The sequence below is a fragment of the Sporosarcina cyprini genome (assembly GCF_022048975.1).
Taxonomy (GTDB): Bacteria; Bacillota; Bacilli; order Bacillales_A; family Planococcaceae; genus Sporosarcina; species Sporosarcina cyprini.
Genome location: NZ_JAKMHX010000025.1, coordinates 35,319 through 60,436, shown reverse-complemented (window position 1 = coordinate 60,436; position 25,118 = coordinate 35,319). Strand labels below are relative to the sequence as shown.

The following is a 25,118-nucleotide window of genomic DNA, read 5'->3' as shown; positions in this document are numbered from 1 at the left end:
CATCTATCCTACAAATAGAAGAAAAGGACCCTATAATCGATTAACAATTTTCAGCTCTATTTCATTATCCCCACTTCCCCAAAATAACAAGGACACACCAGCGCCTGCTTCTTCATCTTCCTGGCCATTCGTTGTCTGCCGGTCGCTTCACAATACAGGGACACGTCCATTTTGGGGCTGGCGTCGAGAACGCGCTAGGCCAGCTCACGGCAGGTCTTTAGTAGACAAAGTGGTTTGGCGAAAAAGGATACTTGGATTGAAAATATTTTTCCAGTCACGACAAAAACACCTATTACAAATGGTTGATTGTACGAAAGGTAGGTGTTCAACCACCTGTAAATAGGTATTAGTAAGAATGATGGATTCTAAAATGATTCACTTGGCAATCATTCGTGTCTGTCGTGTATAATTTGTGGTAATTAATTCGACCTTATTTTATTGATAAAGATAGGAGGTAATTAAATGAAATTATACTGCAAAACTTGCGGTGTTGCTGTTACGAATGACTTGCAGGAAATGACGGATATTTCCGGACTGGATCGAGAAGCATCTGGCAAAGACTATTTGCCGAGAGGGGTTTACTCCTTCACAGACAAGGTACTTCCTCATATGAAGAGCACAGAAATTGTTGTAAACAATCATGACGTAATTAATTGCAACTACCATTGGGATCAAAGCCGATTGAATGGTTGTTGTGGCCAGGATGGTTGTGATGGTTTGAACCGAGTATGTATCAACGGCCATGAGGTCGGGACAGAACGTTCAGATTGCTGGACATATCATTTCACTTCCTTTGACCCTAAAGTCGTGGAGATGATTGATTGATCGATCAAGTTTCCCTGAAATACCGCATGGCGAGCGATTGGCAAGCTGTGAGTATTTTTGTGAAAAGTAACTATCCTGCTTACTTGCGCGTTAGCGTAGGGTGGTTACTAAATCGTCCTTTTCACCAACAAAAAAAGTAACCCCCCACTACCTTTGGCGAGGAATTTAGTGGGGGTTACTCTTTTCAAGGAAAAAATCTCAACAATCCTAATGGAACCGCTCTTCATGCGGCTGTAACTGTAATTAGCTAAACATTTCGCAGAAATTCAGCTTTTCTTATCCTACGCTAAATCTCAAAACGCCCCAGCACCCCCGCCACCGCCCGATCCGCTGCCACCACTACCGCCAGAGCTTCCGCCAGATCCCGAGGACGAGTGCATGTGGATGTAGTAATAATGATGCGTGTAGTGAAACGCGGTCAGCAGTTCAGTCAGGTGGACGGTCATTGGTGGTAGCGAGGCTAAGTTCTCCGGCACGTTCTTCGTGTACTTTACAAAGAGCGGGATGAACAGGCCGAGGGAAATGGCATGCTCATACCACTTATCCGCCAAGTACCTGCTGGAAGTCAAACTCCCCTGACTTGACGTCCTTCTTGAACGCTTTAGCACCTTTATAATACGGGCCGCTTTCCGTTTTATATCTCGCAGCGGCAGCAGTAATGCCGTTATGAATAGTAGTATGGTGCCGATGGCGAACAATGCGTACACGTCGTCCGTGCCGTCCGATAATCCTTCCACGCAAATAATTCCCCACACAAAATAGAGCGGCAGCGCAATCAGCCAGTTTCGCTTCACATACAAAACGATAGCTCCTGCTATTACAAGAAGCAGCAGGACACCGACGTCCTCCAGGTCCCCTGTAAGCATCCAGAGATTCACACTTGCAAAGGCGATCCACAAAGGAACACCGAGCAGCATAAGATACTTGCGCACGGGATTGGAGGCAACATACGTCATTACGTCCGGGTCTTTTTGCACGATTTTCTGCCACTCTTTGAAACGCTTCATGAGCTGTTTGGACCGACTGGAATAATCCGATTCGAGCCGCCAATTCTTTTCGCTTTGTTGTTTTGTAAGGAACGGGAATTGATCCAATGAAAAAGCGAGTGTCCCCTCCGCATCCTCCTCAAACAGCCAATCGATCATGTCTTTTTCATACTCATTCAGCGAGCTTGTATCCGTCACTACTTTGAACCGGAATGTGTAATCCGGAGCGTTGTAATCACCTCTGTAGATGGCGTTTGACGGAACCTTCTCCATCGTGACAATCCCTTTTTGGCGAAGTCGCAACAAAGCCGCGGAAATGGCGTCCGGTTTGACTTTCCCTTTTCGTTCGAGGATCGCTAGAAGAAACGAGTCTATCTCTTCTAGTTGATGGATCCGCGGTTTCGATAATAATAGCCGGTACAGACGCCGTGGATACAGAATAGCGATGATCAATAATAAAAGTGCAGTTCCCAAGAAGAAGATGTTAAGTCCTCCGACCATTGGAAGGGCTTTTTCTCTTTTCCTCATCCAATCAGCGTAGGCGGCCTCCTCCGCCGCAAATTCTGCTAACATGGGCGAGTCACGGGTATAGGGGACATTCTTCAAGAATGTTTCAGGGAATAAAAAGCGGATTTCCACCTTGTTGTACGCTTCCAATTCGTCTGTCGTATAGACGAATCCTTTGGCATCGGATTTTGTTAATTTGCCTGTGAAGCTATGAAGATACGCCTTCCCTGCCAATGTCGCATCCTTATCTCCCGATAATATGAATCGAATACGAAGGTTGTGTAAGTCCGTATCGTTCATATCATCAAAGAAGCGCCAATAGAGTTGCCCGGTGTCTTGATATTTTTTGGCGGCCCCGCTGATCAAATAACGATAAAACACTTTCTTCTGTTCATTCTCGGAAGGGGTATGGATTTTGAACGTCAAGTCCTCCCGCTTTACTTGTAGCGGTGCAAACGTGCTATTGTCATAACGCGTCAGGTCCGTATCCATCGGTACAAGATAGCCTTCGAAATACTGGACGCCCGCGTGGTTTTCGTTCCCGATCGTTCGCGTGGTTCCGTTATATGCGCCTGAAAAGGTATATGTGAATAATTCTTCAACGTACAGATCACCATTATCCAACACATATGCGTTGATATCGACCTGATCGATTGAAAATGATTTCGCGCTTGCAAACGGTGATCGGACGATCGTCAATAAAAGAAGCAGACATAGGACGCTAACTATTTTCTTCAATTCATCCCTCCTCCCTACTTTTTCATACGAGACAACAGGCAACATAGTTTCACTAATCATTGAACACTCTCTACTGCCCGACAAGACAGCTGAGTGGTTCCTTTTCTTATGTACTTTTGCCGGTTAACCACTCGTCAGGAGGCAGGAATCGTATTGTCTTTCATATAGTAAACGTCTAAGATAGAGATATCAGTAAACGTTTCCAATATTTTAAAAAGGGGCGCGGTACATGAAGATCTTCACCTTATTATCCGTTCTTTTCATATGCGTGGGTTGCAGCACAGTTTCAGATAAATCTTCGGAAGTAGCTATAGATATGCTACCGCCTTCAAACATAACTGGAAACTTAGTGAAAGAAGTATCTTTCGAAGATGGCAAGGGGTCTGGTGGAGAGATTACAGATAACGTCAACATTCGTACCATTACGTTAGAAAAAGATGAGCACGTCGAGCATATTCATATCGGTTTTACGCAGCGAAGTGATGCGTCAACTCAGAAACCACAGCTCGTTGCCCCTTATTTCAATGTGAGCGTACAAGAACAACCGTACACCATGTCTTTTACGATGCACGGCGTACGAGCGTTTGACGCTAGGGATTTTTCAGCTTTACAGAAAAGTGATTTGGTTGAAGATGCCTATTGGGTTATGACGCACGATGACTCCGCTTGGCGTTTTGTGATTGTGTTTAGCGCCCCTGTCCATTATCAGATCCGCGAATATGCAGATCCAGCAGAAGTAGTTGTAAGTATTCTGCAGCTACCTGTTGAAGAAGGAAACGATCCTTTCTATACGATTCGGACGGACGCCTATCCACTCGGACATGAACTTGGCAATATGGAAGAGAGGGTCTATGAAGAAGAAGGGATCCGCTACTTGCGTGAAAGCGGTGATCCTTTTAATACAGAGGAGAGCAGCTTTTATATGGAGCTGGGTACTTATGAAACAATTGAAGAGGCTGAAGCAAAGCTTGCTTCCTTCCAAACGATTTTTGAACACGACTTCCCTGTTTTTATTGAAGAAAAATGAATCCCCCAGCTTGCCAGCAGGAAAAGTGCCAGGTTCCTTTGTTTCTTAAGAACCTGGCACTTTTGATGACCGACTTTTCGTTATCGGCCGATTTTCTTAATATCCTCAATCAGTTGTTCAACGTTTTTCCTTATTGCACTCGACTTATTTTCATTAGAATTGGTTGAATATGAATGTTTCTGGCACATGTACCCGCATACAAGCCTACAAGCTTTCTGCTACTCCACCAAAATCTCAACCACCTCATCAACCAACTTCATATGATGCATCCCCTTCACACTCAACGTATCCGGCACGACATCCGTCTCGAACAACAAAGTCCGCTCCTTAACCATCCTTCCATCATCAAGCTCCTTATAATCTTGACGAATCGTCGTTTTCAGAGGAACCTCCCCTCCCTCGCCCTCGATCGTTACGCCGTCCAAGAGGACATCTACATCAGAGGCAATCGTAATGAGAACTCCTTCTTCCGTTTTCTTCACGTCTTTCACCCATAGGTCTTCTCCTTTCAATTGAAAGGCTTGATTTTGAATTGGGTGTAGCGGAATGGTTTCATCGACTTTTGTGTAGCCGACGAATTCCTTGACGACGAGTTCTAAGGAATCGACTTTCTTTGGCAGCGCATCGAAACTAATTTCAAATTTGGTGCCGCCTATGGAAGAGTGTGTTCCGGTACCTATTTGTTGTACTTCTTTTCCGTTGGCACGCAGGACCACTTGTTCAAACGGGAGTTGGACCCGGTCGAGATTTTCTACGTTCACTGATCCTTTGATGATGGTGATGGTCGGGGTGGCAGTGATTGTTTTAAAGGTGATGGTTCCTTTGTCGACTTTCACTTTCTTCATTAACTTTTGTTTGATTTCGGTTTGCATGGCTTGGTTCGGATCATATGGGAATGTGATTGTGCTCGTTACCCATTGGCCGTCATCCGTCGATTTCTCCACTTCCAAGGTCAGTTTCTTCGCAAACGGGCTGACCGGGTCGAAAGAGAGCTGGCCTTTAATTTCAGATTTCTCTTCATTGAAGCTCGACATTCCATTCCCTCTGTTGGAATCCGTTAAGAAACCTGTAATTTTCCCAAAGGAGATGTCGTGCTCCATGTCTTTCACGTTCGAAAGCGTGTAATAGAGAATTAATTGATTAGCGTCTGTCATAATGCCATCGACCTTCAAAGTTGTGCCGTCCTCGAGCTGCACCTGTTCTCCGATCGTCTGCCCCATTCCTTTGTCATTCAGTTCGGCCAATGTGCCGCTCATAAGTTCATCAAATCCTATGATTTTCTTTCCGTAATAGGCCAATCCATTGTAGTTATAGCCAATGAGACAGACGAGCAGGAACGCAGCAACTGCCATAGGCCATTTGGGTTTCGGCTTCTTTTTGACGGGAGCAGGAGCTGCTTCTAATGCCTGCCAGAGCCGTCCTTCCAATTCCGGTGGCGCCGTTACCGATTCCATGCGCTGTCTCTCTTCCTTTAATCGTTTTTCGAATTCATTCATGGGTCTCACCCCTATACTGGTCTCTTATTTTCTTCAACCCTTGAAAGATCCTCGACTTCACGGTTCCAATCGACACATTCGTCATGCCGGCAATTGTTTCGTAGTCCAGGTCATGAAAGTATTTCAACTCGATGGCTTCTTTCTGGTAATCATTCACTAGCAGTAGCATCTCCTGCAGTTCCATATGCTGTTCCTTTTGTTCATACGGATTATGTACATCTGCAGATGCTGGCTCCCATTCATCTATGAGCACTACTTTTTGCTGTTTCTTCAGCATTTGCTTGCAGCGATTCACCAGAATGGTTTTGCTCCAGCTATAGAACGCCTCTTCCTTTTTCAGCTGGCCCATGTTCGCGTATAAGCTGACAATCATCTCTTCCATTGCATCCATGGCGTCATGGGCATTTCCCATATAGGACAGGGCGAGTCGATAATAGTCATCCTGCTGCGCCATAATCAGCTCCAGCAACGCTTTTTTGTTCCCTTTTTTCGCTTTCCTCACTAACTGAACAACCTTCACGATCTCACCTCTCCCCTATAAGAGTCAGCATGTCGCTGAAAAGTTCATTTTTGTTTTGAAATTAATTACGCTGCTTCACATAGTATTTGAATCCTACCAACTTTTATATAAGATGATACAGGAAATGATGGAGCACGGATGGCTTTGCTTATCGAAACTGCTTAAATAGATTTAACTTAAAAAAACACCAGGCACCTATTAACTAGGTACCTGATGTTTTAATTTTTTCTTAATGATCAATCTCCGCATCCCGCTTTACGAACACATTCACAATGGACCCCATCTGCTTGACTCCAACAATTAGACCTGACCAGGCAGAGAAGTAGCACTCCGTATCATCGCACGACTTTTCGGTCAGCCTCTGTTCATAGTCAACGTAGATGGTACCTTCTTTTTTGCCGGTTGCCTTAATGTGAAATGTATTTGTATCCGCGTCAAACGTGATTTCAGCAATATCCGCGGAATTTGCACTAAGTTTGTATTTGCCTTTGTACTCTGCTATTTCTTTGTACACGGCTGACGGTTCTTCCTTGAGTACCGTGATGTCGTAATAGGTTTGTTCTTTCTTCGCTTGTGCTTCAATTCCATATCGGACTTCTTTCCCGTCTTCAAGCTTCAGCGTCGCAATATATTGGCCAGGTTGATCGATCGTTATGGAAACAGTAGAGAATTCTTCTTCCTTAAATGGAACTTGGTCGGACAGTTGTTTCCCTTCCATCGTTGATAAGGCGATTGTTTTGACTTTCCCTTGATGGCCATATAATTTAACTTCCGTCGCTGCCATTTCCTCAGTCTCTTCCAACGTTAGCTGCAGCTCGCCGTTTACCTTTTTCACATGTACATTGTACTTCTTATAATCCTTCACATTAGAACCTTTAATCGGTGTTCCTAGCAAGTTTAATAGGCCAGTCCCTTCTTTCAAGGGGACGAGCTGGATTTTATCCTCGGTATATCCTTCTTTGCCATTCACTTTAAACACTTTGAAGACACCATTACCCGTGTCCGTTTGCCCAACCCGTACGGATGTCCATTTTAAATCACTCGCCTTGAGCGTCAGCATTGACGGTTTCGCCTCTTCCGTTGCTTTCAGCATCTTCGCAGCCTGCCCTCTCGTGATTGGCGCGTTCGGGCTGAACGTAGTTGGAGTAGTTCCCGTCGTAATGCCAAGTGCATAAATGGCCAGGATGTTCTCTCGGTGAGATAGCGAATTATCAATATCAGTAAATGGATTGTTCGTAACGGATTCGCGAGGCAAATCGAATGCTTTAACGAGAATCGATGCCATCTGTCCCCGCTTAATCGGGTCATTCGGTCCAAACTTGCCATCACCGTAGCCGCTAATAATTCCATTCTCCGACAAGGCTGCGATCGCTTTGTATGAACCGTTTGATGTCGTGACATCTTTGAAACCTGGATTTTTGACATTGTCCATGTCTAAATTGGTCATCTTTGCAATGATGGCGGCGGCCTGCCCCCTTGTAATCGGATTGCCCGGCTTAAATGTCCCGTCCGGATAGCCACCAATTATATTGCGGTCTGCAAGATCGTACACGGCTTCTGCAAAATGCTTCGTTGATGGCACATCCGAAAACTGTTTCGTGCTTGCGGCAAAGCTGGCTACAGGCAGGCTTCCTGCGAGCAGAAGTGCACCTGCAATCGTTAGTAGTCGTTTCTTCATCTTTTTAATCTCCTCTCCATTGTGTTTGATTCACATTAAACGCTTTACTCTCACTTCGCCCCCCACTGTTCCCGGTGACGCTGCAAGCCTTCCTCTCCAAACAACGTCCGAACAAAATACTCTTCTGCCCGATTCGTTCGGATATTGTAGTTCCTATCACATATAGTACAGTTGCTGTATTCCTGATTGTAGATGTATTGCAGATCTTCATAATCTTTTATCACTTGCGAGAAATCACCTTGGAGCCATTTATTCAATATAGCTTCTTCCATTGAATCTTTCTTCGCAAATCGTTTTAAGTAGAGGATGTTTTCCTCCGCCATTTGTCCGAAAGAGTTGCCAGCCCAGTACACTTCTCGCCATCCATCCTCCAGCTCGTCAAGAATAAGATAATCTGAAGGACTCATTGTCACCTTTTGATGCAGCATAGACGACATGGCCTCCGCCACCATGGTCGGGTCGCTTTCCAGTTGCTCTGGTGAAAACTTTGCGAGCTGCCCGCGGATTCGTTGCGCCGGTTCAGATGGATCAATCGGATCGTTCATATGCAATAGCCGTTGTAAGAAAACAGCGTAATGCATTCTCGTCACCGGTTTGTCCGGCTCATAGAAACCATAATTCCCTGTTGTGATGCCATTGGAATTAAGCGCATGAATATACTTGCTGGACGGGTGAGTCTTCGGTACGTCCATAAAATCGAGATTCACTTTTACTTTCAGGTCAAAAGCAATCGTCAGCACCTTGGCCATCTCAGCCCGGGTAATCGGTTCATTTGGATTCAAATTGCCTTTTGCATCCGGTTCATAGATACCCGCTTGCTGTAATTTCTTGATGTCATTATAGAAGGCGTTCTTCGGGGAAACGTCCTTGAACGGAACGAACTTCTTCGTGGCAGGCAATTTGACGGCCCGGTTAACGAGCGCAGCCGCATGTTTCCGCGTAATCACTTCAGTCGGCCTAAATTCTCCGTTCTCGTAACCACTAATAATATGACGGTCCCGCATTTCATGGATGAGTTCGTAATACGGGCTGTTTTTGGACACATCTGTAAATGGATTGATTACATCCGCCTCTGCCCGTATCGGAACAATGAGGGCGGGGACTAATATAGCAGCCGCTGCCACCATGCTCACTATCTTGTTTTTCTTCAATGAAAAACCTCCTATCACTACCTCTACTACTATATAAGCACTGTACAGACGGAGATTTTCAAAAATAGTTTCAAAATTTCTTACACAAACTTCCCCAAGAACTCTTTCAAACTGACGAAATCGGCTTCACTCCGTTCGTTTTGATCAGCAACAAAGGCGATTACTTAGAAATCCTTCGTCAACGACATAACATGTTCTTTAACTGCTTCCTTTTCTTCATCCGTCATTGAAGAAGTTAAGCTGAAATATTCTAACACCATCGTATTCTGTGCTTGAAAGTTCTCTACGTCCTTGTCAGTAATCAGTATCGTTGACGGATGCTGAAGCTGCTTGTCGCGAATTTTCGTGTTCCCGGTTTGTGTCACTTTGGATGTCGTAGTGGTTACATGCTTCACTTCGGTATTCAAATAATTCCCCTGTAAATCATAAAAGTCTTCAATTGTTTTACTGTCTGATTTTATATAGTTCTTCCCTTCCTCACTCGTGGTAATCGCATTCACCCTCACATAACCGTTCTTTTCAAATAAACCATTCTTACCTTCTTCGGATGTTTCAGTGAAGAATGCTTCTATATGCTGGATCCTTTCCACTTCACTGCATCCAACTAATAGAAAAATGCTTAAAAGTAGAAAGACTATTATATTTCGTTTCAAATTCATTCCCCCTTCGTGACGGAATGATGGCGCACCATGGAAACATCTCCCGATGCCTCATCTGATCGCCATCGCAAATAACGGCATTTCAACTTCCACCTTGTTCTTTTTTTAGTAATGAATTCCGTTATAACATTCGGAATATAAGTTTAGAATTATCTAACATTATAACTTGAGTGAATAGTAATCTCCAATGTTAACCAACCAATCTTATTCTCCCTATGCATATATATAAGTTTACCTAATTATTTTTCCTGTTCACTTAGTTGATTGGAGTGCAGAGCGGCGACTCCAGCGAACGTCGTTACGAAGAACGACGTTTGCGAGTAAAAGCGTAGCGTTACGAGCAGGAAGTGAAGGCTGCCTTAATTTCTGTAAAAGCAAGAAATACGGCAAATCGAGCCCTTCGTTGTTCGGTTGGCTGAAGCCGTGCCCGCGGAAAGCGTCCGTTCGGAACGGAAATCAACGGTTAGAGGAAGTTATTTATTTCAACTTATATAGAAACAAATTTAAGTTCCCTATACAAGAACTTTGGAAAACGACAGCCGGTACCCATTAAGCTACTGATTGATAGTAAGTATGAATTGGAAAAATAGTTTGAATTAGATGTTCATTTCTCGTATTATAAAACTTACATTAAATTGCTGTAACTGGCGGAATGGAAAATTAGAGGTAATTGCATTTATCAGACAAGCGAAACGGATCGAACTGCCGGCGAATATCATAGGTTTTCTGCTGAACGGATAATTAAGTCTCTGCCAAATCGAAATGAGTAAAGGGGATTAACTTAATGACGAAGAATTTTATTACAATACAGGACGTACTCGACAATTATCAAACAGCGATTCTAGAAAAAGATGTCGAGAAGTTCTTATCCATGTACACTTCTGAAATTCATATTTATGATTGCTGGGGGAACTGGGAGAGCAAGGGTATTTCTTCGTGGAGGGGAAATGTGGAAGAATGGTTTAATGGATTGACTGAGAATGGCGTTTTACTAAAAGTTGAATGGAATGATGTCGTCATTGAGGAAAATTCAAATCTCGCATTTGTTCATTGTGCTGTTACTTTTGCTGCCTACCAAGAAGATTCTGGAGAAAAACTTCGCCAAATGACGAATCGTTTCACATTCGGTTTAAGAAAAGAGAATGACACTTGGGCAATAGCACATGAACATTCCTCCTTACCTATTGACTTGGAAACCGGTAAGGGACTATTCAACTCGAAGTGAGAAATTCTTTGGATGCCAGGTTCTATAAGAGAACCTGGCTCCAATTCAAAGCCCGTTACTTACTCGATACAAACTTCGAAACAACTCACCTATTCATGAATTCAACTTCTTGTAAATCCGAAGCATTTGTTGCTGTTCCTCGGGCGATAATTTTTCGAATAGCTTTTTGCGCAGAACTTGCCCTTCCAGGTTGGCACGTTTCACGATTTCGATCCCAGCGTCTGAGATGGATAAATACACAATGCGGCGGTCCTCCTCATCTGTAGAGCGGACGGCCAGGTTCTTTTTCACAAGCTTTTCTGTCAGATGCGTGACAGTAGGGGGCGTCAGTCCGAGCACTTTCGCGATATCGGAAGGACGGCTTTTCCCGTGTACCATTAAGTGTCCGAGAAGAAGGATATGAGAGACGCCTAACTCCTCATTGAATGTTTTATTCCATTGGATGATTAAGTTATTCGTGAATTTATCCATGTTATGAATGATCTCAAAGATTGTTTCTTCCTTCATACTTCTCCCTGCTTTCCAGATGTAAGTTCCTTTATCATACAGAACTTTCTCTATAAAAATAAGCCCAGTTTAGGAAAAACCTAATGTGGGCTTATTTTCTCTTATCTTAGTTTAATTGATCCGTCTACCATGGTTCTGCCGAGATCGTTCTCCGAATCTGCGGCATGACGCACCCGAATTTTACTTTCCCTATGCTATGCTATTAATTTGTCCAAAGCCCTCGGTCAATCAGCTTCTTTTTATTCGCAAATGCAATGAAGACACAGACGATGTTCACAACGATCATGATGATCAGCGCGTACAGTACAGATGTGTAGCTTCCTGTTGCATCATATACGAACCCGTAGGCCGGCAATGCAATGATGGAGGAAATGGCAAGTCCTAATGAAGCAGTGGAAAAGATTTCACTATACGCCTTCTTGCCAAATAGATCTGTTGCCAGTGCCGGTGCCACAATACCGATGCATGAACTGACCAATCCGAAAATCCCGACAGCTGCTGTAATGACTGTTGTACTGTTGTTTGCAAAGAGAAGCAGACTGATTGCGACAGCACCCGCAACCATGGCAAAAATGGCTGTCATTTTGGATCCCAGTTTATCAACTAAGAAGCCGAGTATAAGTGAGCCAATTAAGATACCAAGCATATAAGTTCCCATTACATTTCCTGCAAACGAAATATCAAATCCTTGATTGATAAGATATTTTGGAATATGCATGGAGAAACTTGCAATTGATGTAATCAGGAAGAAGAAGACCATCAGTGCATAAAGAGCGACTGATTTTTTGGCTGTCGCCAAGTCAATGCCAGCTTCTGCGCCAGCTTGTTGTGGATTGCCTTCTGCTGTTGTCGCTTCCTGTGCACCGTAAGGCAAAATGCCTTTTGCTTGAGGGGAGCGTTTGATGAGCATCATAGCAACCGGCACGACGATCAGAATGGCTGCGACACCAATTATCATATAAGCCGAGCGCCAACCAAGATTTCCAATTAAACTTGCAGTGATTGGCTGGGCAATTGCACCAAGCCCGCCTCCAACCGCACTTAGCACACCTAACGCCAGCCCATTACTTTTCCTGAACCATTGGTTAATGACAACAGGTCCTGCGATAACAGTAATGAATACTCCGCCCATCGCGAGAGGAATGGCCAATAGATACCAGCCCCAAGCGGAACTCATGAAACCGAATAAAGCATATGCTCCTGCCTGCAAGACGATAGCAGCTGACAAGACAAGACGTGTGTCATACTTCGCCATAAGTTTTCCGGCAATCGGCAAGAAGACCATGGTCACGACTGCAGAAATACTGAAGTAGAGGGATAATTTCCCCATCCCGATGCCAAGATCATTGGTTACAGCCGTCAGGAAAAGTCCAGCTGTGTTATTAACAGCTCCTTTACCAATCCCGACGATCAAACTGATCGCAATCAGAATGATCCACGCGTAATGAAATTTCGATGTTTGTTTCATTTATTTTTATCCTTTCTGAACTAACTTTTAATGGCATTGCCTAAAAATCTATTTGCCTCTAAAAGGCAAGGCTGTTTAATTCATTTCTAAAAAACCTTAAATGTTATTTAGATATAACATTGTTTCATTCAAGACTCTATCGTAATTCCCGTGCAACTCTATTACAACGGATATCGTGTTTTCCGTATTACGTACCGAACCATCTCGTAAGCAAACACTCCCGCTTTCAACGAACTAAACAAAAGCTAGTCTTAGCTTTATTTCCAATACTAAATCAATACGATCTATTACAATAACCGAAGGAAAATGATATCACTTACGTTTAGTGTGAAGGAAATAGAGATTCCTACTCCTCCAAATCATTTATACCTTCTAATAATTAGGTACCTAACTGTTTAATACTTTGCTATTGTAATAAAACTATCGATGCTATGCAACCAAAAAAGGCTATTTTGTGACAAAAAAATTTTTTTCTACTCATTTTCACGCATAATTCTTTGACATTTCACCCCATTTTACATAGCACACACGTTGTATAACATGGTGTCTTATAACAAATCATCCGGCTGCCGACATGCAAAATAAAAGTATTCCTGCACAAGTGGAGGAAAGCTTCCTTGCTAGTACCATCTCTTTCTCTACTAGCCACCTAAGCTAGTTCTTCCTTTTTTTACGGACACAAAAAAGAACACACGCCCCCAAGCGTGTGTCCCTGCTCAAGCTTACTATTCAGATCATGCTCACTCCACGACTACCATTTCTTCTAAATAGGCTTCCACTTCTTCAAACCCAATATCAGGGTTTTCCAGTAGGACGACATATTGCAAACCGTCCTCTTCCCAATCCAATGTACGGAATCCTTTGGTATCTATTTTTGAGCCTTTCAGTCCGCGAATCGTGATTTCTTCTTCAGCAGGCAGACCTCCAAAGTCTGTCACATCCGGCGATAGCTTAAAGACGCTAACGGAGAAAGCCGGTTCACCTTCTTTCGAATAGTCGAACGAGAACTCCTGACGTCCTTCAAAGCCATCTTCGACGGTAATACGATCGAGTTGCAAGCCGTCCGTCTCGGAAATTTGAAAGTATGCGCCAAGTTCCTTTTTCACTTCTTCCTGAGTCGTTTCATCTGGAATCATGCTTTCTTCATCAAACGCTTCAATATTCGCGTCTTCCGGAATATCCAACACAAAGAGATCGTCCGTTATTTCCGGCTTGAAATCAATTAGGGTGTACTCTTGCGTCATGGAGACACCATTGCTTTCGGAGAAAGATTTTAGCACAATCCATGTTTCTTTATCGATCCACATTTCATATTTGCCGATTATCGTTTTGTCATCTTTAGGTTCCGCTATAATATGAAACGTGTTGCGTCCAGCGATTTTCTCTTCTTTCCCTACAGAGAGGTCGTGCGTGTCTTTGACAATTTCCAGAAGCATTTCGGCTTGCTCGCGTGGTGATTGATGATTAAAAGTGCGTAAGCTATCTTCGTTCATTTCCATAATCATCGCCGTGTTGCTAGCCTCATCATAGAAGGATAGTTTCTGGCCGTCATTCACAGCAGTCATGACTTCCGCACTTTCACCCGTTTTCATTTCAATACGACGCTTACCTTCTGCTGAAGCCCATTCCTTCGCTTTTATTTCATACTCATTTTCCGAAATCATTACGTATTCCCCATAGTATTCGAGTGGCCCGTTTGCTTCCTTCAACACTTCATTGATGACTTCCTTCGGTGAAAATTGGCCTTCCTCCGAGCTGCATGCCGCGAGCCCGATGGCAAAAAACAGCATGACACCAATAGTTACAGTTGTCTTAATCCAATTCATTTTTCTTCTTCCCCTTTCCTTTCAGGCAGCCAGCAAATGACTGCTGTTCCAATGTTCTGGACAGAGGCCATTCGCACGATGCCTCCATGTTTTTCGATAATTTGTTTCGTAATGCTTAAGCCAAGACCCGTCCCTCGTTCTCCTGCTTTCGTCCTGGCTTGGTCGGCTTGATAGAGCGGCTGGAAGACTTGCTCTATTTCCTGTTGGGACAGTCCCGCTCCTCCGTTTTGGACGATCAAGTACATTCCGTCGTTTTTCTTTAGTTCACTCGTTACAAAGTCCAAGCACCATGCAGGCGTCTTGCCTGCTTGAACCGCAGCAAGGCCAATTGCTCCGCCGGGCTCCGTATGGGCGATGGCATTCGACATCAGGTTGTCGACAACCCGCATCAGTTGCTTGGAATTTACGTTGTAGTCGCCTGATACGTCACATGATACTAGCAAATCAATCCGCTTTTCCGCGCAAAGCGTTTCGTAGCCGGACACAAGCATTTCGAAAAATTCTTCCCCGTCTACAGGCACGAGTTCCATTTCATACGTGTTTGATTGCAGCAAGGTGTACATAAGCAGGTCATCAAGCATCTGTCTCATATAATTTGATTTAGCGATGATGATGTCGTGGTATTCTTGTTGGTCGTGCGTTGAAGACCCTGCCTGCAGTGCTTCTGCATAGGCCCTGATGGATGTCAGGGGCGTCTTCAGATCATGTGAAATACTGGCGATCATGAATTCCCGCTGCTGTTGTTCCGCCGCAAGCCTCCGGTTCGCCTCATCGAGCTCCACCCGCATTGATTCGAAGCTATCGGCCAATTCCCCAATTTCGTCATGGCGCTTCGGTATTGTTTGGACAGGCTCTCCTTTTGCAAATGAATTCATTTGTCCCATCAAAAGATGAAGCGGCCTGTTTAATTTCTGGTTGACGAGCCAGACGACAGCCCCAAACAGCAGGAGGAAAAAGGCTCCAAAGACTGCGGTCACAAACCAAGTCCGCTGTTCCACACCGGCTACCCATTCATCCCGGATCCATATAATCTCATAGACACCTACGATGTTTTTCCCTTCCCAGACAGGTTCCTTATACGAGTATCGGCCGAAGGAGTGCTGAAGCTCATAAAAATCTTTATAGAGCTTTTCTTTGTTATCAATTAACAAATTCCCCTGCTTGAGCGGGTTGGAGGAATAGAGCATTAATCCGGAGTTAGTATACAATGTGATCGAAAGCCGGTCTGTGGCAAGCTTTCCGACCTCCGACCAATCCGCATCCTTCTGATAGAGGGAAGGCTCCCGGACGACAGACTGCACCGCATTCAACTCGATCCAATTATCTACGTGCTCGGCCACATTGCGGTCGTGATGATAGTTGTTAATCCATGCGAAGAGGCCATATGCCGCACCGAGCGGCAAAAGCATGACGATGAAAAAAGAGAGGAGCAGCCATGTCCTGATTTTCATTGCGCTTCACCAATGAAGCGATAGCCTTTGCCCCATATGGTCTGGATAAAATGCGGCGTCTTCACGGGATCGTTCAATTTTTCCCGGAGTGATTTAATATGCACGGTCACAGTATGCAAATCCCCAATTTCAGACTGCTGCCAGACATGACGATACAGTTCATTCTTTGAAAAGATATGCTCGGGATTCCCAGCAAGCAGCTTGAGCAGTTCAAATTCTTTGATTGTCACCAGCACTTCTTCACCGTTCAAAAATACCTGTTCCCGCTTCCAATCTACCTTCAATCCCTTTGCAAACGACGAGTGTTCCATCTCCTGCGCTTGGCCATTGTAGCGCCGCCACCTCCGCAGATGAGAAGCAACGCGGGCTTTTAATTCCGCCAGGCTGAATGGCTTGGCAAGGTAATCATCCGCCCCGGTGTCCAGCCCCTCGACTTTGTCTTCATCTTCCTTCCGAGCACTGATCATAATGATCGGCACATCGCTCTTCCACCGGATGTTTTGGCAAAGCGTAATGCCGTCCATTTCAGGCAGCATCCAATCGACAAGCACTAAGTCGAACGCAGTTCGCTGGAAATCCTCCCATCCTTCCAGCCCGGTCGTTGCCCAAGTTACTGTATAGCCTTCCTGCCGAAGCGTATCCCGGATAATCCGAGCGATTTCCGCATCATCTTCCACTAACAACAGCTGTTCCTCCATCGCCTTACCTCCTGACTCCAATGTATCATCGTTTTTCTATATCTCTCGGAACTTTATAAAAGCTTTATATCTTCCAACTAGTATCCTTGTATCCATCCTACCATTTTTGGGAGAATTAAAAAAAAGACCAGCGTCCGGAGGGGTCGCGAGTCTTTTCATCTTCTCTTTTGTTTGGGTCTGGCCGGAGTTGCGTAGACCCCATCGGAAGGTATCCCTACTCCCACTCCATCTCTCCATTTACATACTGGACAAACTGAGCAAACGACTTCTTCTCTGTTATCCCATAACGGCATACTTCATAATTGGATGCGCGTCGGTCCGCATATCCCTCATTTGTCGTAAAGCCGATGAGCAAACCGGTTTCTTTCGCTGCTTCGAGGAAGGCCTCATCGTAATGGCCAAACGGATAGGCGATCGTGATAGCGGAAGGCAAGTGTTCCTTGTTTTTCTGTAAATCTTCCATAATCCTTTCTTTTGAAAGACCTAGAGCAATACCGACATTCCCTGCCTCTGTCTCCTCCAGTGCATGGAGTTCGTGGGTATGCGCTTCGTATTGGAAAACGTCTCTCATGTCAGCCATCTCTGCTGCAGTCAAAAACTGCAGGGGCCCGTTTGCATCAAATAGCTGCGTTCCCTGTGCCCTATCAGTACGAGAGGAAATGATATGCTGCATCGCTTGGAAACCGTATTGTTTCAAGATAGGGTATGCGTATTCCTTCGACGACAGCAAGCCATCGTCAAACGTGATGACAACAGCACGACTCGGAACGATCAGCCGCCCCTCCAAATAATCATAAAGCTGCTCCGCTGTTAGTGTCTTAAAACTCTGATCCGCTAAATATGATATCTGTTGTTCGAAGGATTCAAGGGAAACCGTACTGGCAGTCGTAGTCATCAATTCACTCGGCAAAATATGGTGATAGACAAGCACAGGCAAGCCTTCATCTGGCACTACGGACTGTTTCGCTATATACCCCGGCCGCTCACCCATTTTGATCACATACCAGTCATCTGTCTCCTGAATCACCGGATACCGGAATCCTTCCTCGATTTGCAAAAAACGCTTACTGTGCTTGTCAGCCCGTTCATACACGTCTGTCCGTTGTACGGTTTTGACAGCAACCAGCTGATCGACATGCGTGGAGACAAGCAATTTCATCGAATCCACCGTGCCGTGCCCCTTGGGAATAAAGGCAATCGTCTTTCCGAACCGTATGGAATAGTACGCTTCGTCTTCCCCTTCAATCGCTACAGGCTGATTCGCTTCCAACTCCCCGATTTGAACGAGTGTTTCCCCTCGCATATAAATCGGCTGGCGTTTTTCCAACGTCAGCACTCGTTCCATTTTCATCTTCTTAACTGAAGCATCACCTTGTATCAATTGTGCAAATGCTTTTCCATGCGATCCACTTAGAAAGGAGAATCGAGTCGATCCGTTAAGCACAAACAAAAATAAACTGCCCAATAAAAGAATAGTAACTAGTATATGCCTGCTATTATATATTTTTCTCATACAACCACCCCCGCCATCATGTAAGCAACCTACAGACGGAGATTATAGGAAAAAGTTTCAAACTTCCTCAACAGAATTTTTTGCGCCAAAAAAGCCCGCTACAATAGCCATGCGGGCGTTCTATTGTGGATTGATTAATAAATGTTATCGATACAACCTGCCCTTTGGATATGTATGGTGAGCCTCTACATTCCACAAAAGCTGGTTACAGGCCTCCAACTTTGATGATTCTCTTTTTAGAAGCCTTTGGACAGGTAGCAACACTCTGTAGATCAGTGTTCTATTCTTTAATTCTTCTTGAAAAAACATAAATAGCAAGCACCGTTATCCCGATACCGTAACCAAGCACCCACCAGAGATGAGGCAAAATACCAGCATTATTACCTTGCATAACGGCTTTCCCCATTTCGACCGAATGGACAAACGGCAAAACATATGCGATTTTCTCAAACCAACCGCCAACAAGTTCTAAACTGAACCATGTCCCCGATAACCAGGCAGTCAGATTGGTGAGCAACGCCCCGCAAATTGCTGCGACCGCTTTTTCATTGAAGAGGCTGCCACATAACAATCCGATCCCTATAAACAGAACAGTAACTGGCAAGATGGTTATGATAGCGATTGGAATCTTCCACGTTAGCTCCATCCCGAGCAGCAGGGAAACACCATAACAAATGACGGTTTGCATAATCGCCATGGGAATGAGGGGCAGCGTGTATCCAGTGATGAAGTCCTTGGCTGTCATGGGGGTCGTGAATAACCGTGTTAATAACTCACTGACTCGATCTTTTGCAATCATTTGTGCAGAGAATAAAGTCATGAAAGACAAGCCAAAGACCGCGATACCAGGCGTTAGATTGGTGATAGAGAAAACAGCGTCCGGGATATTTTGATTAATTAGCGTCAGCAACAGCAAAAGAATTATCGGAAACGCCAAGCCAAAAAACAACGTCAGCGGATCACGGATCATTTCTTTTGTAGTCCGGGAAGCAAACATCATCGTTCTCAAACCGCCACCTCTTCCACTAATGCGACAAAGGCATCATCAAAAGAAGTTGAACCTGTTAGTAATTTTAATTCCTCCGCTGTTCCAGTGGCCTTGACTTCACCGGCCTTCAGAATACAAATGCGGTCTGACAAACTCTCTGCCTCTTCTAAATAATGCGTTGTCAGAATGATAGTGACCTTTCCCTTCAACTCTGAAATCACGCGCCATAGCTCGCGTCTTGCCAAAATATCCAATCCTAATGTCGGCTCATCTAAGAATAAAATTTCCGGTTCGCCAATCAAGGCCATTGCGATGCTTAAGCGTCGCTTCCAGCCGCCCGAAAGCGTCTTGCTCCGCTGCTTCGCATATGGAGAAAGGGAGAATGCTTGCATCATGTCGGCCACTTTTCGCTTACGCTCACTTTTCGAAAAACCATGCACACCCGCCATCAGATCCAAATTTTCATAGACAGATAAATTCGGAGCAATTGCCGTTTCTTGGGGAGAGACCGCGATAACCTGTTTTACTTGATCGGACTCTTTTACAACATCATGTCCTAAAATGACCGCTTTCCCACTAGTCGGCAACAACAATCCGGTCAGCATCTTAATCAGGGTAGATTTTCCGGCTCCGTTAACACCGAGCAGCGAAAACAATTCACCTTTTTCGATCGACAATGACACGTCGCTAATCACAAGTCGACCACCATACTGTTTGGTCAGATGATGCAATTCAATAGCTTTCATTTTTCATCCCCCTCCGGATCAAGAAGGACACCCGGTGGAAAAAATCCTTGCATATATTGTTGCGGCACAATTGCTAATCCCCGGTCCTCATCTCCCACGATAATAAGCGTATCGCCGGCTTCGATTCGGAATAACTCCCGCGCTTTTTTCGGTATGACGATTTGGCCCCGATCACTGACAGTCGTTGCACCGAAGAAATGCTTTCCTTTCGGCGGCACCGCCACGCCCGCCTGTTGCTCGTCATAATTCACGAGATTATCCAGCGTCACATCGTACAATTCTGCAAGCCGGACGCAAAAATGCAAATCAGGCGTCGACTCGCCTCTTTCCCACTTCGCAATGACCTGGCGGGAAACACCCAATTGCTCAGCCAGTTCCTCCTGTGTATACTGATGCTGCTGCCGCAGCCGTTTCAAATTCATACTTATCATATATTTCACACCTCCTTCCTCAGTATGATTAGATTTCTAGCTATCGTCTATCAACAACGTGTAACACCGATGTTCGAATTTGTATACATCCCGACCCTAAAACCTCAAAACGCCTTTTCCCATTTGGACCGCATGGACAAAAGGCAAAGCATATGCGATTTTTCAAACCAACCGCCAATAAGCCGAGATGAACGCCATTAACTCGGGCTGTACGCCATTAAAGCCAGACGAACGCCATTAACTCAGACTGAACGCCAATAAAACCAGACGAACGCCATTAACTCAGACTGAACGCCAATAAAACCAGACGAACGCCATTAACTCAGACTGAACGCCAATAAAACCAGACGAACGCCATTAACTCAGACTGAACGCCAATAAAACCAGACGAACGCCATTAACTCAGACTGAACGCCAATAAAGCCAGACGAACGCCATTAAGTTGGGCTGTACGTCTGGCTATGCCTTTATTCTCAGCGTTGCTTGCGCATCATATCATACGGACGGACAGGCTGCAGCACGCGCAGCTTCACTGTCATCATGGCGTTGGGAGCCCGGTCGATCGGCTCGTCGTCTTCATTCCACATTTCTTCGATCGTCTGCTCGAAATGCGTGAATCCCGGTCCGTAGAACTCGATGGCATCCCCCTGGCCAAACACATTGCGCTGCTGAATGGTCGCTATCTTCGTTTTCTCATCGTACGCTAACACCTGGCCGATGAAGCTGTACGCCGGAATCTTGCGTGGTTTTCCAAAAAGCTGCTCCTCTTCACTCGGTATTCCGTAATAAAACCCGCTCGACAATTCACGCTGGGCGACTTTCCAAAGTTCATCTTCCCATTCCTCGTTGAACACATAATTGTCCGGATCATTACAATAGGCATCGATCGCCTGGCGATATACATTTGCTACTGTCGAGACATAATGGATGGATTTCATACGCCCCTCAATTTTCAAACTGTCAACGCCGTTCTCGACAAGCTCCGGAATATGCCGGATCATCGCCATGTCGACTGCACTCATCGAGAACGCCTCTTCTATCTCGCCTGACTCACCACCACCGAGCAGTGACGTCCGCTCCGCCGCTTCATCCATTTCAAACAAACCGTATTTCCAGCGGCATGATTGCGTGCAGCCCCCGCGGTTCGCATCGCGATCTGCCATATGATTCGATAGCGTGCAGCGGCCCGAATAGGAAATACACATCGCCCCGTGGATAAACGCTTCAATTTCCACGTCGGTCTTCTGGCGAATTTCCTTGATCTCCTCCATGCTCACTTCCCGTGCCAGGACGACACGCTCGAGGCCTTCCGATTTCCAGAAATTCAGCGTTTCGTAATTTGTTGCAGAAGCCTGTGTCGACAAATGGATTGGCAGCCCTTCCGCTTCCATTGCACAGATTTCGATAAGCGCAGGATCCGATACGATGACTGCATCAATGCCGATGTCCCGCAGTGTCCGGAAAAAGTCCCCCGCGCCTGCAGTATCGCCTTCATGCGCAACCATATTGGCAGCGACATACACTTTCGCATGATACTCCCGCGCAAATGCCACACCTTCCGCCATCTCCTCATACGTGAAGTTGCCCGCACGGCTTCTTAACCCGTATGCATTGCCGCCGATAAACACCGCATCCGCCCCATAACGGATTGCCGTCTTTAGTTTCTCCAGCGTCCCCGCAGGCGCCAGCACTTCTGGTTTCTTTGTAATAACTCGCTTAGTCAATGTTGTCATATTGGTTTCTCCTTACGCTATGTCCTCTGGATTTTTCACGAAAAAGCCTTCATCAAGTGACCGTCCGACTGGGTGGTGGAGCTGGATCTCTTTCTGTAGCCGTGCAGCTGCATCCATTGTCCATTGGCCCGCTTCGAGCAGCTTCTTGGCTTCATTGAACTGCTCCGCGATTCGTACGAAAGCATCCCCTTTTGTAAATAAACCATCCAGCTTCCACTTCAGCAATCCCCCTTCATTCAACACATCCAGCTGTCCTGCAAGACTAACGTCATTCGTCGCGAAGATATGCGTACCGTTTCTGTCCTCGTAAATTGAATAATGGGTATCTTCCTTTTTCGGCTCCGACAAAAACAGCGTACGCTCCTGCCCCGATGCACCCTCACCGACATAATTAAAATAGTTCTGCACGAGTGGCCGCTTCGATTGGTGAATGCATGTCGCACCATACACAAGCACTTCCACCGGCACTTCTGCCTTCCTGCCGATCTGCAGCAATTCCTCTTTGGTCAGTTCCCGAGCCAGCACGGCTCCAACCGCTCCCCGCTTCGCCCAAAAATTCACCTGGCTCGCGCTTGTCACCATTGTCTGCGCATCATAGAGATATGGCAAATGAATTCCATGCTGCGCCATCAAGTGAATGACACCGGGATCACCGATTGTCACCGCATCTGCCCCGGCCTCTGCCAGAAACTCCAAATAAGGCAGTACTGCTTGGATCCGGTCATTATGCAGCAGAGCGTTCAACGCCACCGTCACCTTACGCCCCGCATCGTGGGCCAATCCAATCATCTCTTTCTGTTCGTCACGGCTAAAGGAAAACGGCAGCCTTAGCCCGAATTCATCTTCTCCTATGTATAAGGTATCCACATTCTCCAGCAGCTTTTCGGCTTGTCCCATCGATTCAGCTGTTGCAATCAGTTCAATCATCGGTTTGCATCCTTTCGTCCCGCTAGACAGCGGCTGTAATAGATTTATTATATAAAGCCAATGGAGCAAAGGCGTGTCGAAGTCATGACTCTTTTGACTTTAAGCAAAAAAATAGGGAATTCCCTATGTTTTTAAGATGCTCTTTATTTACCTTCTTTTTGTCTTCTTTGCTTATGCACCAGTCAAGGAGTTTGGAGAGTACAGCACAGACGCACCACTCCATTTGTAAGCTAAATTGGTGATGGCAAGGTATGGAATTGATAGAAACAGTAGCTTTCTTAAAGCTCAACATGACAAAGAGCCATGCCTTTGAGGACATGGCCCTTTCTAAATAAATCGTTACTCCCCTGCCTGTTTCGCGGGATTCCACTTTTAGCGGTGTCAAGTGCGGCAATTCCCAAACTCATCTTGAAGTAGCAGGCATGGCCTGAAGCGAAACTGGATGCCAGTGTTCTCCTGACACGCCCAAACAGCCCTTACCTGCATAGTCTATGGATTAGGATAAATAAATCTTTATGACAACCGCCGTCCCGATCGCTCCTGCAATTTGACTGACCGTATTGTTGACGGCTGTACCGTGTGTAACCAGATGCTTCGGTAACGTATTAAGGCTCGCACACATCGACGAGCCCATTCGTCCATTACAGCAATATAGAAATTTGGAAATTTAATTCACATACTTCGCCACTAGCTCATAGCATCTTTCTTTCGTCATGCTTGCTTGCGTCGCCACATATTCCAAGGCTTCCATCGAGCCGCCCTGATAGGCGAGCGAGGCTTTTTTGGCTTTTTCATCACGCTGTTGAATCCATTCCCGCTGCTCTTTTCGTAGCTGCTCCATCTGTTCCGAGCTGAGCTGTTCCTGCAGCAATCCGTAGATATGGTTCAGTTCATTGTTCCATTTTTCAAACCGCTCCGTTTCTTGGTTCTCAAGCTCTACCGTCGTCGTACCCACTTCTCCGTTTCGATCTTCCTCTTCCATCTCATTAAGTTTTACGAGGTACTGTTCTTTTGTCAGCGATGAATTATCCTCGTCAGCCTTCCCAGTGGACGGTTTCGTCTCAGGCTCAACTTCTTCATTGGAAGCGTTAGGGTCGGATTCATTTTGGGTTTGTTTCGAAGAATCATCCGGTTTTGCAGTTGGCTCCTCCGAAGTGTTCCCACATGCCGTAACTATCCCTAGGCTTACTGTCAGCAGTATCATCGAAAAGGTGCGGTTCTTTTTCACTTGCAAAACAACCTTTCTTTTTCTAGGATGAGATCTTGTTTACATTCTAAAGAGTGTGCTTTACAAGTTCAATGATCAGGGTTCATTAAAAAAACGCCATTACAATATGGCGCTTGTCCTACTAGTTCGTTGAATTAATTTCATACAGATAATAAATATAATCCGTCGGGACACCCGCCTCTCCTTGCTGGCGAATCATCGCGGATACATTCCCCCTGTGATATGTACCATGGTTGACGACATGATGAACGAGCTCAGCCAGATTCGTTTCCAGCCGGCCAAACTTGGGATGCTCCGGGAAGACTTCCTTCTGCATATCACCTACTTCAGCGAAATATGCCCGGTATGCAGTAGCCGATTCTCCAAACAGTGATTCTATCGTATCCAATCGCTTATCGCCGATCTTCTCTTGCGCTTCACGCATGGAAGCTTGAATGACATCCATCGCTTTGCCCTGCATGACGCCTAGCCAGATTGTGTCTGTCATGAAAATATGGACCAGCGTATCCGCGATGGACGGAAACACACTTTCAATCTTTCTGTCATAGACCTCCTTCGGCAGTTCCCTCAATCGAGCAAATAGGCGGTTGTTCGCCCACACATGGTAATCATACATTTGTGCAGCAGGGTGCTTTTTCATTACTCATCGCTCCTTCAAAAATGCATTTCTCCTTGTATTATTTCGCATGAATCGGTAGAATCCTTTATTTCCTGCGTAATTTATTCATATTTAAGATGACCCGACAGAGAGGAAGAAGCAGAAAGTATTCACGGACTACTGTAAATTTAA

At 45.4% G+C, this 25,118-nt stretch carries 22 protein-coding genes; 3 read left to right on the top strand and 19 right to left on the bottom strand.

Annotation, left to right across the window (positions count from 1 at the left end; genetic code table 11):
* Positions 1–462 precede the first annotated feature (462 nt).
* Entirely contained in the window at positions 463–825 is a 363-nt protein-coding gene (locus L7D49_RS10580) for a hypothetical protein (RefSeq protein ID WP_238080807.1), read from the top strand.
* A gap of 293 nt (positions 826–1,118) precedes the next feature.
* On the opposite strand, the gene L7D49_RS10575 is transcribed toward L7D49_RS10580, so the two are convergent.
* A complete protein-coding gene (locus L7D49_RS10575; protein ID WP_238080806.1) occupies positions 1,119–3,056 on the bottom strand; it encodes a DUF2207 domain-containing protein in 1,938 nt (645 codons plus the stop codon).
* A 349-nt stretch (positions 3,057–3,405) separates the two neighbouring features.
* On the opposite strand from L7D49_RS10575, the gene L7D49_RS10570 reads away from it, so the two are divergent.
* Positions 3,406–4,083 (top strand): hypothetical protein, encoded by a 678-nt coding sequence (locus L7D49_RS10570; protein ID WP_238080805.1) that lies wholly within the window; start codon positions 3,406–3,408, stop codon positions 4,081–4,083.
* A gap of 218 nt (positions 4,084–4,301) precedes the next feature.
* On the opposite strand, the gene L7D49_RS10565 is transcribed toward L7D49_RS10570, so the two are convergent.
* The 5 genes from L7D49_RS10565 to L7D49_RS10545 form a co-directional block, all read right to left on the bottom strand.
* Complete coding sequence (locus L7D49_RS10565) at positions 4,302–5,579, bottom strand: DUF4179 domain-containing protein (protein ID WP_238080804.1); 1,278 nt, start codon at positions 5,577–5,579, stop codon at positions 4,302–4,304.
* A complete protein-coding gene (locus tag L7D49_RS10560; RefSeq protein WP_238080803.1) occupies positions 5,572–6,099 on the bottom strand; it encodes an RNA polymerase sigma factor in 528 nt (175 codons plus the stop codon). The genes L7D49_RS10565 and L7D49_RS10560 overlap by 8 nt, the downstream gene beginning before the upstream one ends.
* Before the next feature lie 229 nt (positions 6,100–6,328).
* A complete protein-coding gene (locus L7D49_RS10555) occupies positions 6,329–7,777 on the bottom strand; it encodes an S-layer homology domain-containing protein (protein WP_238080802.1) in 1,449 nt (482 codons plus the stop codon).
* Positions 7,778–7,827: 50 nt separating this feature from the next.
* Positions 7,828–8,928 carry an S-layer homology domain-containing protein gene (locus tag L7D49_RS10550; protein WP_238080801.1) on the bottom strand — a complete coding sequence of 367 codons (1,101 nt, stop codon included), beginning with the start codon at positions 8,926–8,928 and terminating at the stop codon, positions 7,828–7,830.
* A 164-nt stretch (positions 8,929–9,092) separates the two neighbouring features.
* Positions 9,093–9,581 (bottom strand): hypothetical protein, encoded by a 489-nt coding sequence (locus L7D49_RS10545; protein ID WP_238080800.1) that lies wholly within the window; start codon positions 9,579–9,581, stop codon positions 9,093–9,095.
* 790 nt (positions 9,582–10,371) lie between these two features.
* Here L7D49_RS10545 and L7D49_RS10540 point away from each other — a divergent pair.
* The gene (locus L7D49_RS10540; protein WP_238080799.1) at positions 10,372–10,812 is read left to right on the top strand and encodes a YybH family protein; all 441 of its coding nucleotides are present in this window, start codon (positions 10,372–10,374) and stop codon (positions 10,810–10,812) included.
* A gap of 93 nt (positions 10,813–10,905) precedes the next feature.
* Here the strand turns inward: L7D49_RS10540 and L7D49_RS10535 are convergent, their stop codons facing one another.
* The 13 genes from L7D49_RS10535 to L7D49_RS10475 form a co-directional block, all read right to left on the bottom strand.
* The gene (locus L7D49_RS10535; RefSeq protein WP_238080798.1) at positions 10,906–11,319 is read right to left on the bottom strand and encodes a MarR family winged helix-turn-helix transcriptional regulator; all 414 of its coding nucleotides are present in this window, start codon (positions 11,317–11,319) and stop codon (positions 10,906–10,908) included.
* A 202-nt stretch (positions 11,320–11,521) separates the two neighbouring features.
* Entirely contained in the window at positions 11,522–12,787 is a 1,266-nt protein-coding gene (locus tag L7D49_RS10530) for an MFS transporter (RefSeq protein ID WP_238080797.1), read from the bottom strand.
* A 740-nt stretch (positions 12,788–13,527) separates the two neighbouring features.
* On the bottom strand, positions 13,528–14,613 hold the full coding sequence (locus L7D49_RS10525) for a LolA family protein (RefSeq protein ID WP_238080796.1): 1,086 nt from the start codon (positions 14,611–14,613) through the stop codon (positions 13,528–13,530).
* Complete coding sequence (locus tag L7D49_RS10520) at positions 14,610–16,064, bottom strand: sensor histidine kinase (RefSeq protein WP_238080795.1); 1,455 nt, start codon at positions 16,062–16,064, stop codon at positions 14,610–14,612. The genes L7D49_RS10525 and L7D49_RS10520 overlap by 4 nt, the downstream gene beginning before the upstream one ends.
* Complete coding sequence (locus tag L7D49_RS10515) at positions 16,061–16,762, bottom strand: response regulator transcription factor (protein WP_238080794.1); 702 nt, start codon at positions 16,760–16,762, stop codon at positions 16,061–16,063. Before L7D49_RS10515 ends, L7D49_RS10520 begins: the two co-directional genes overlap by 4 nt.
* A gap of 214 nt (positions 16,763–16,976) precedes the next feature.
* Positions 16,977–18,275 carry a polysaccharide deacetylase family protein gene (locus L7D49_RS10510; RefSeq protein WP_238080793.1) on the bottom strand — a complete coding sequence of 433 codons (1,299 nt, stop codon included), beginning with the start codon at positions 18,273–18,275 and terminating at the stop codon, positions 16,977–16,979.
* A 280-nt stretch (positions 18,276–18,555) separates the two neighbouring features.
* The gene (locus tag L7D49_RS10505) at positions 18,556–19,275 is read right to left on the bottom strand and encodes an ABC transporter permease (protein WP_336246389.1); all 720 of its coding nucleotides are present in this window, start codon (positions 19,273–19,275) and stop codon (positions 18,556–18,558) included.
* Between the two features lie 5 nt (positions 19,276–19,280).
* Complete coding sequence (locus tag L7D49_RS10500; RefSeq protein WP_238080791.1) at positions 19,281–20,009, bottom strand: ABC transporter ATP-binding protein; 729 nt, start codon at positions 20,007–20,009, stop codon at positions 19,281–19,283.
* Positions 20,006–20,440, bottom strand: coding sequence for a helix-turn-helix domain-containing protein (locus L7D49_RS10495; protein WP_238080790.1), 435 nt, complete (start codon positions 20,438–20,440; stop codon positions 20,006–20,008). Before L7D49_RS10495 ends, L7D49_RS10500 begins: the two co-directional genes overlap by 4 nt.
* A gap of 473 nt (positions 20,441–20,913) precedes the next feature.
* Positions 20,914–22,173 (bottom strand): peptidase U32 family protein, encoded by a 1,260-nt coding sequence (locus L7D49_RS10490; protein WP_238080789.1) that lies wholly within the window; start codon positions 22,171–22,173, stop codon positions 20,914–20,916.
* A 12-nt stretch (positions 22,174–22,185) separates the two neighbouring features.
* Positions 22,186–23,097: a peptidase U32 family protein gene (locus tag L7D49_RS10485; RefSeq protein WP_418895876.1), complete on the bottom strand. Its 912-nt coding sequence runs from the start codon at positions 23,095–23,097 to the stop codon at positions 22,186–22,188.
* A 670-nt stretch (positions 23,098–23,767) separates the two neighbouring features.
* Positions 23,768–24,328, bottom strand: a complete 561-nt coding sequence (locus L7D49_RS10480; protein WP_238080787.1) for a lysozyme inhibitor LprI family protein — start codon at positions 24,326–24,328, stop codon at positions 23,768–23,770.
* A 121-nt stretch (positions 24,329–24,449) separates the two neighbouring features.
* Positions 24,450–24,968 carry a DinB family protein gene (locus tag L7D49_RS10475; RefSeq protein ID WP_238080786.1) on the bottom strand — a complete coding sequence of 173 codons (519 nt, stop codon included), beginning with the start codon at positions 24,966–24,968 and terminating at the stop codon, positions 24,450–24,452.
* Between the last annotated feature and the right edge of the window lie 150 nt (positions 24,969–25,118).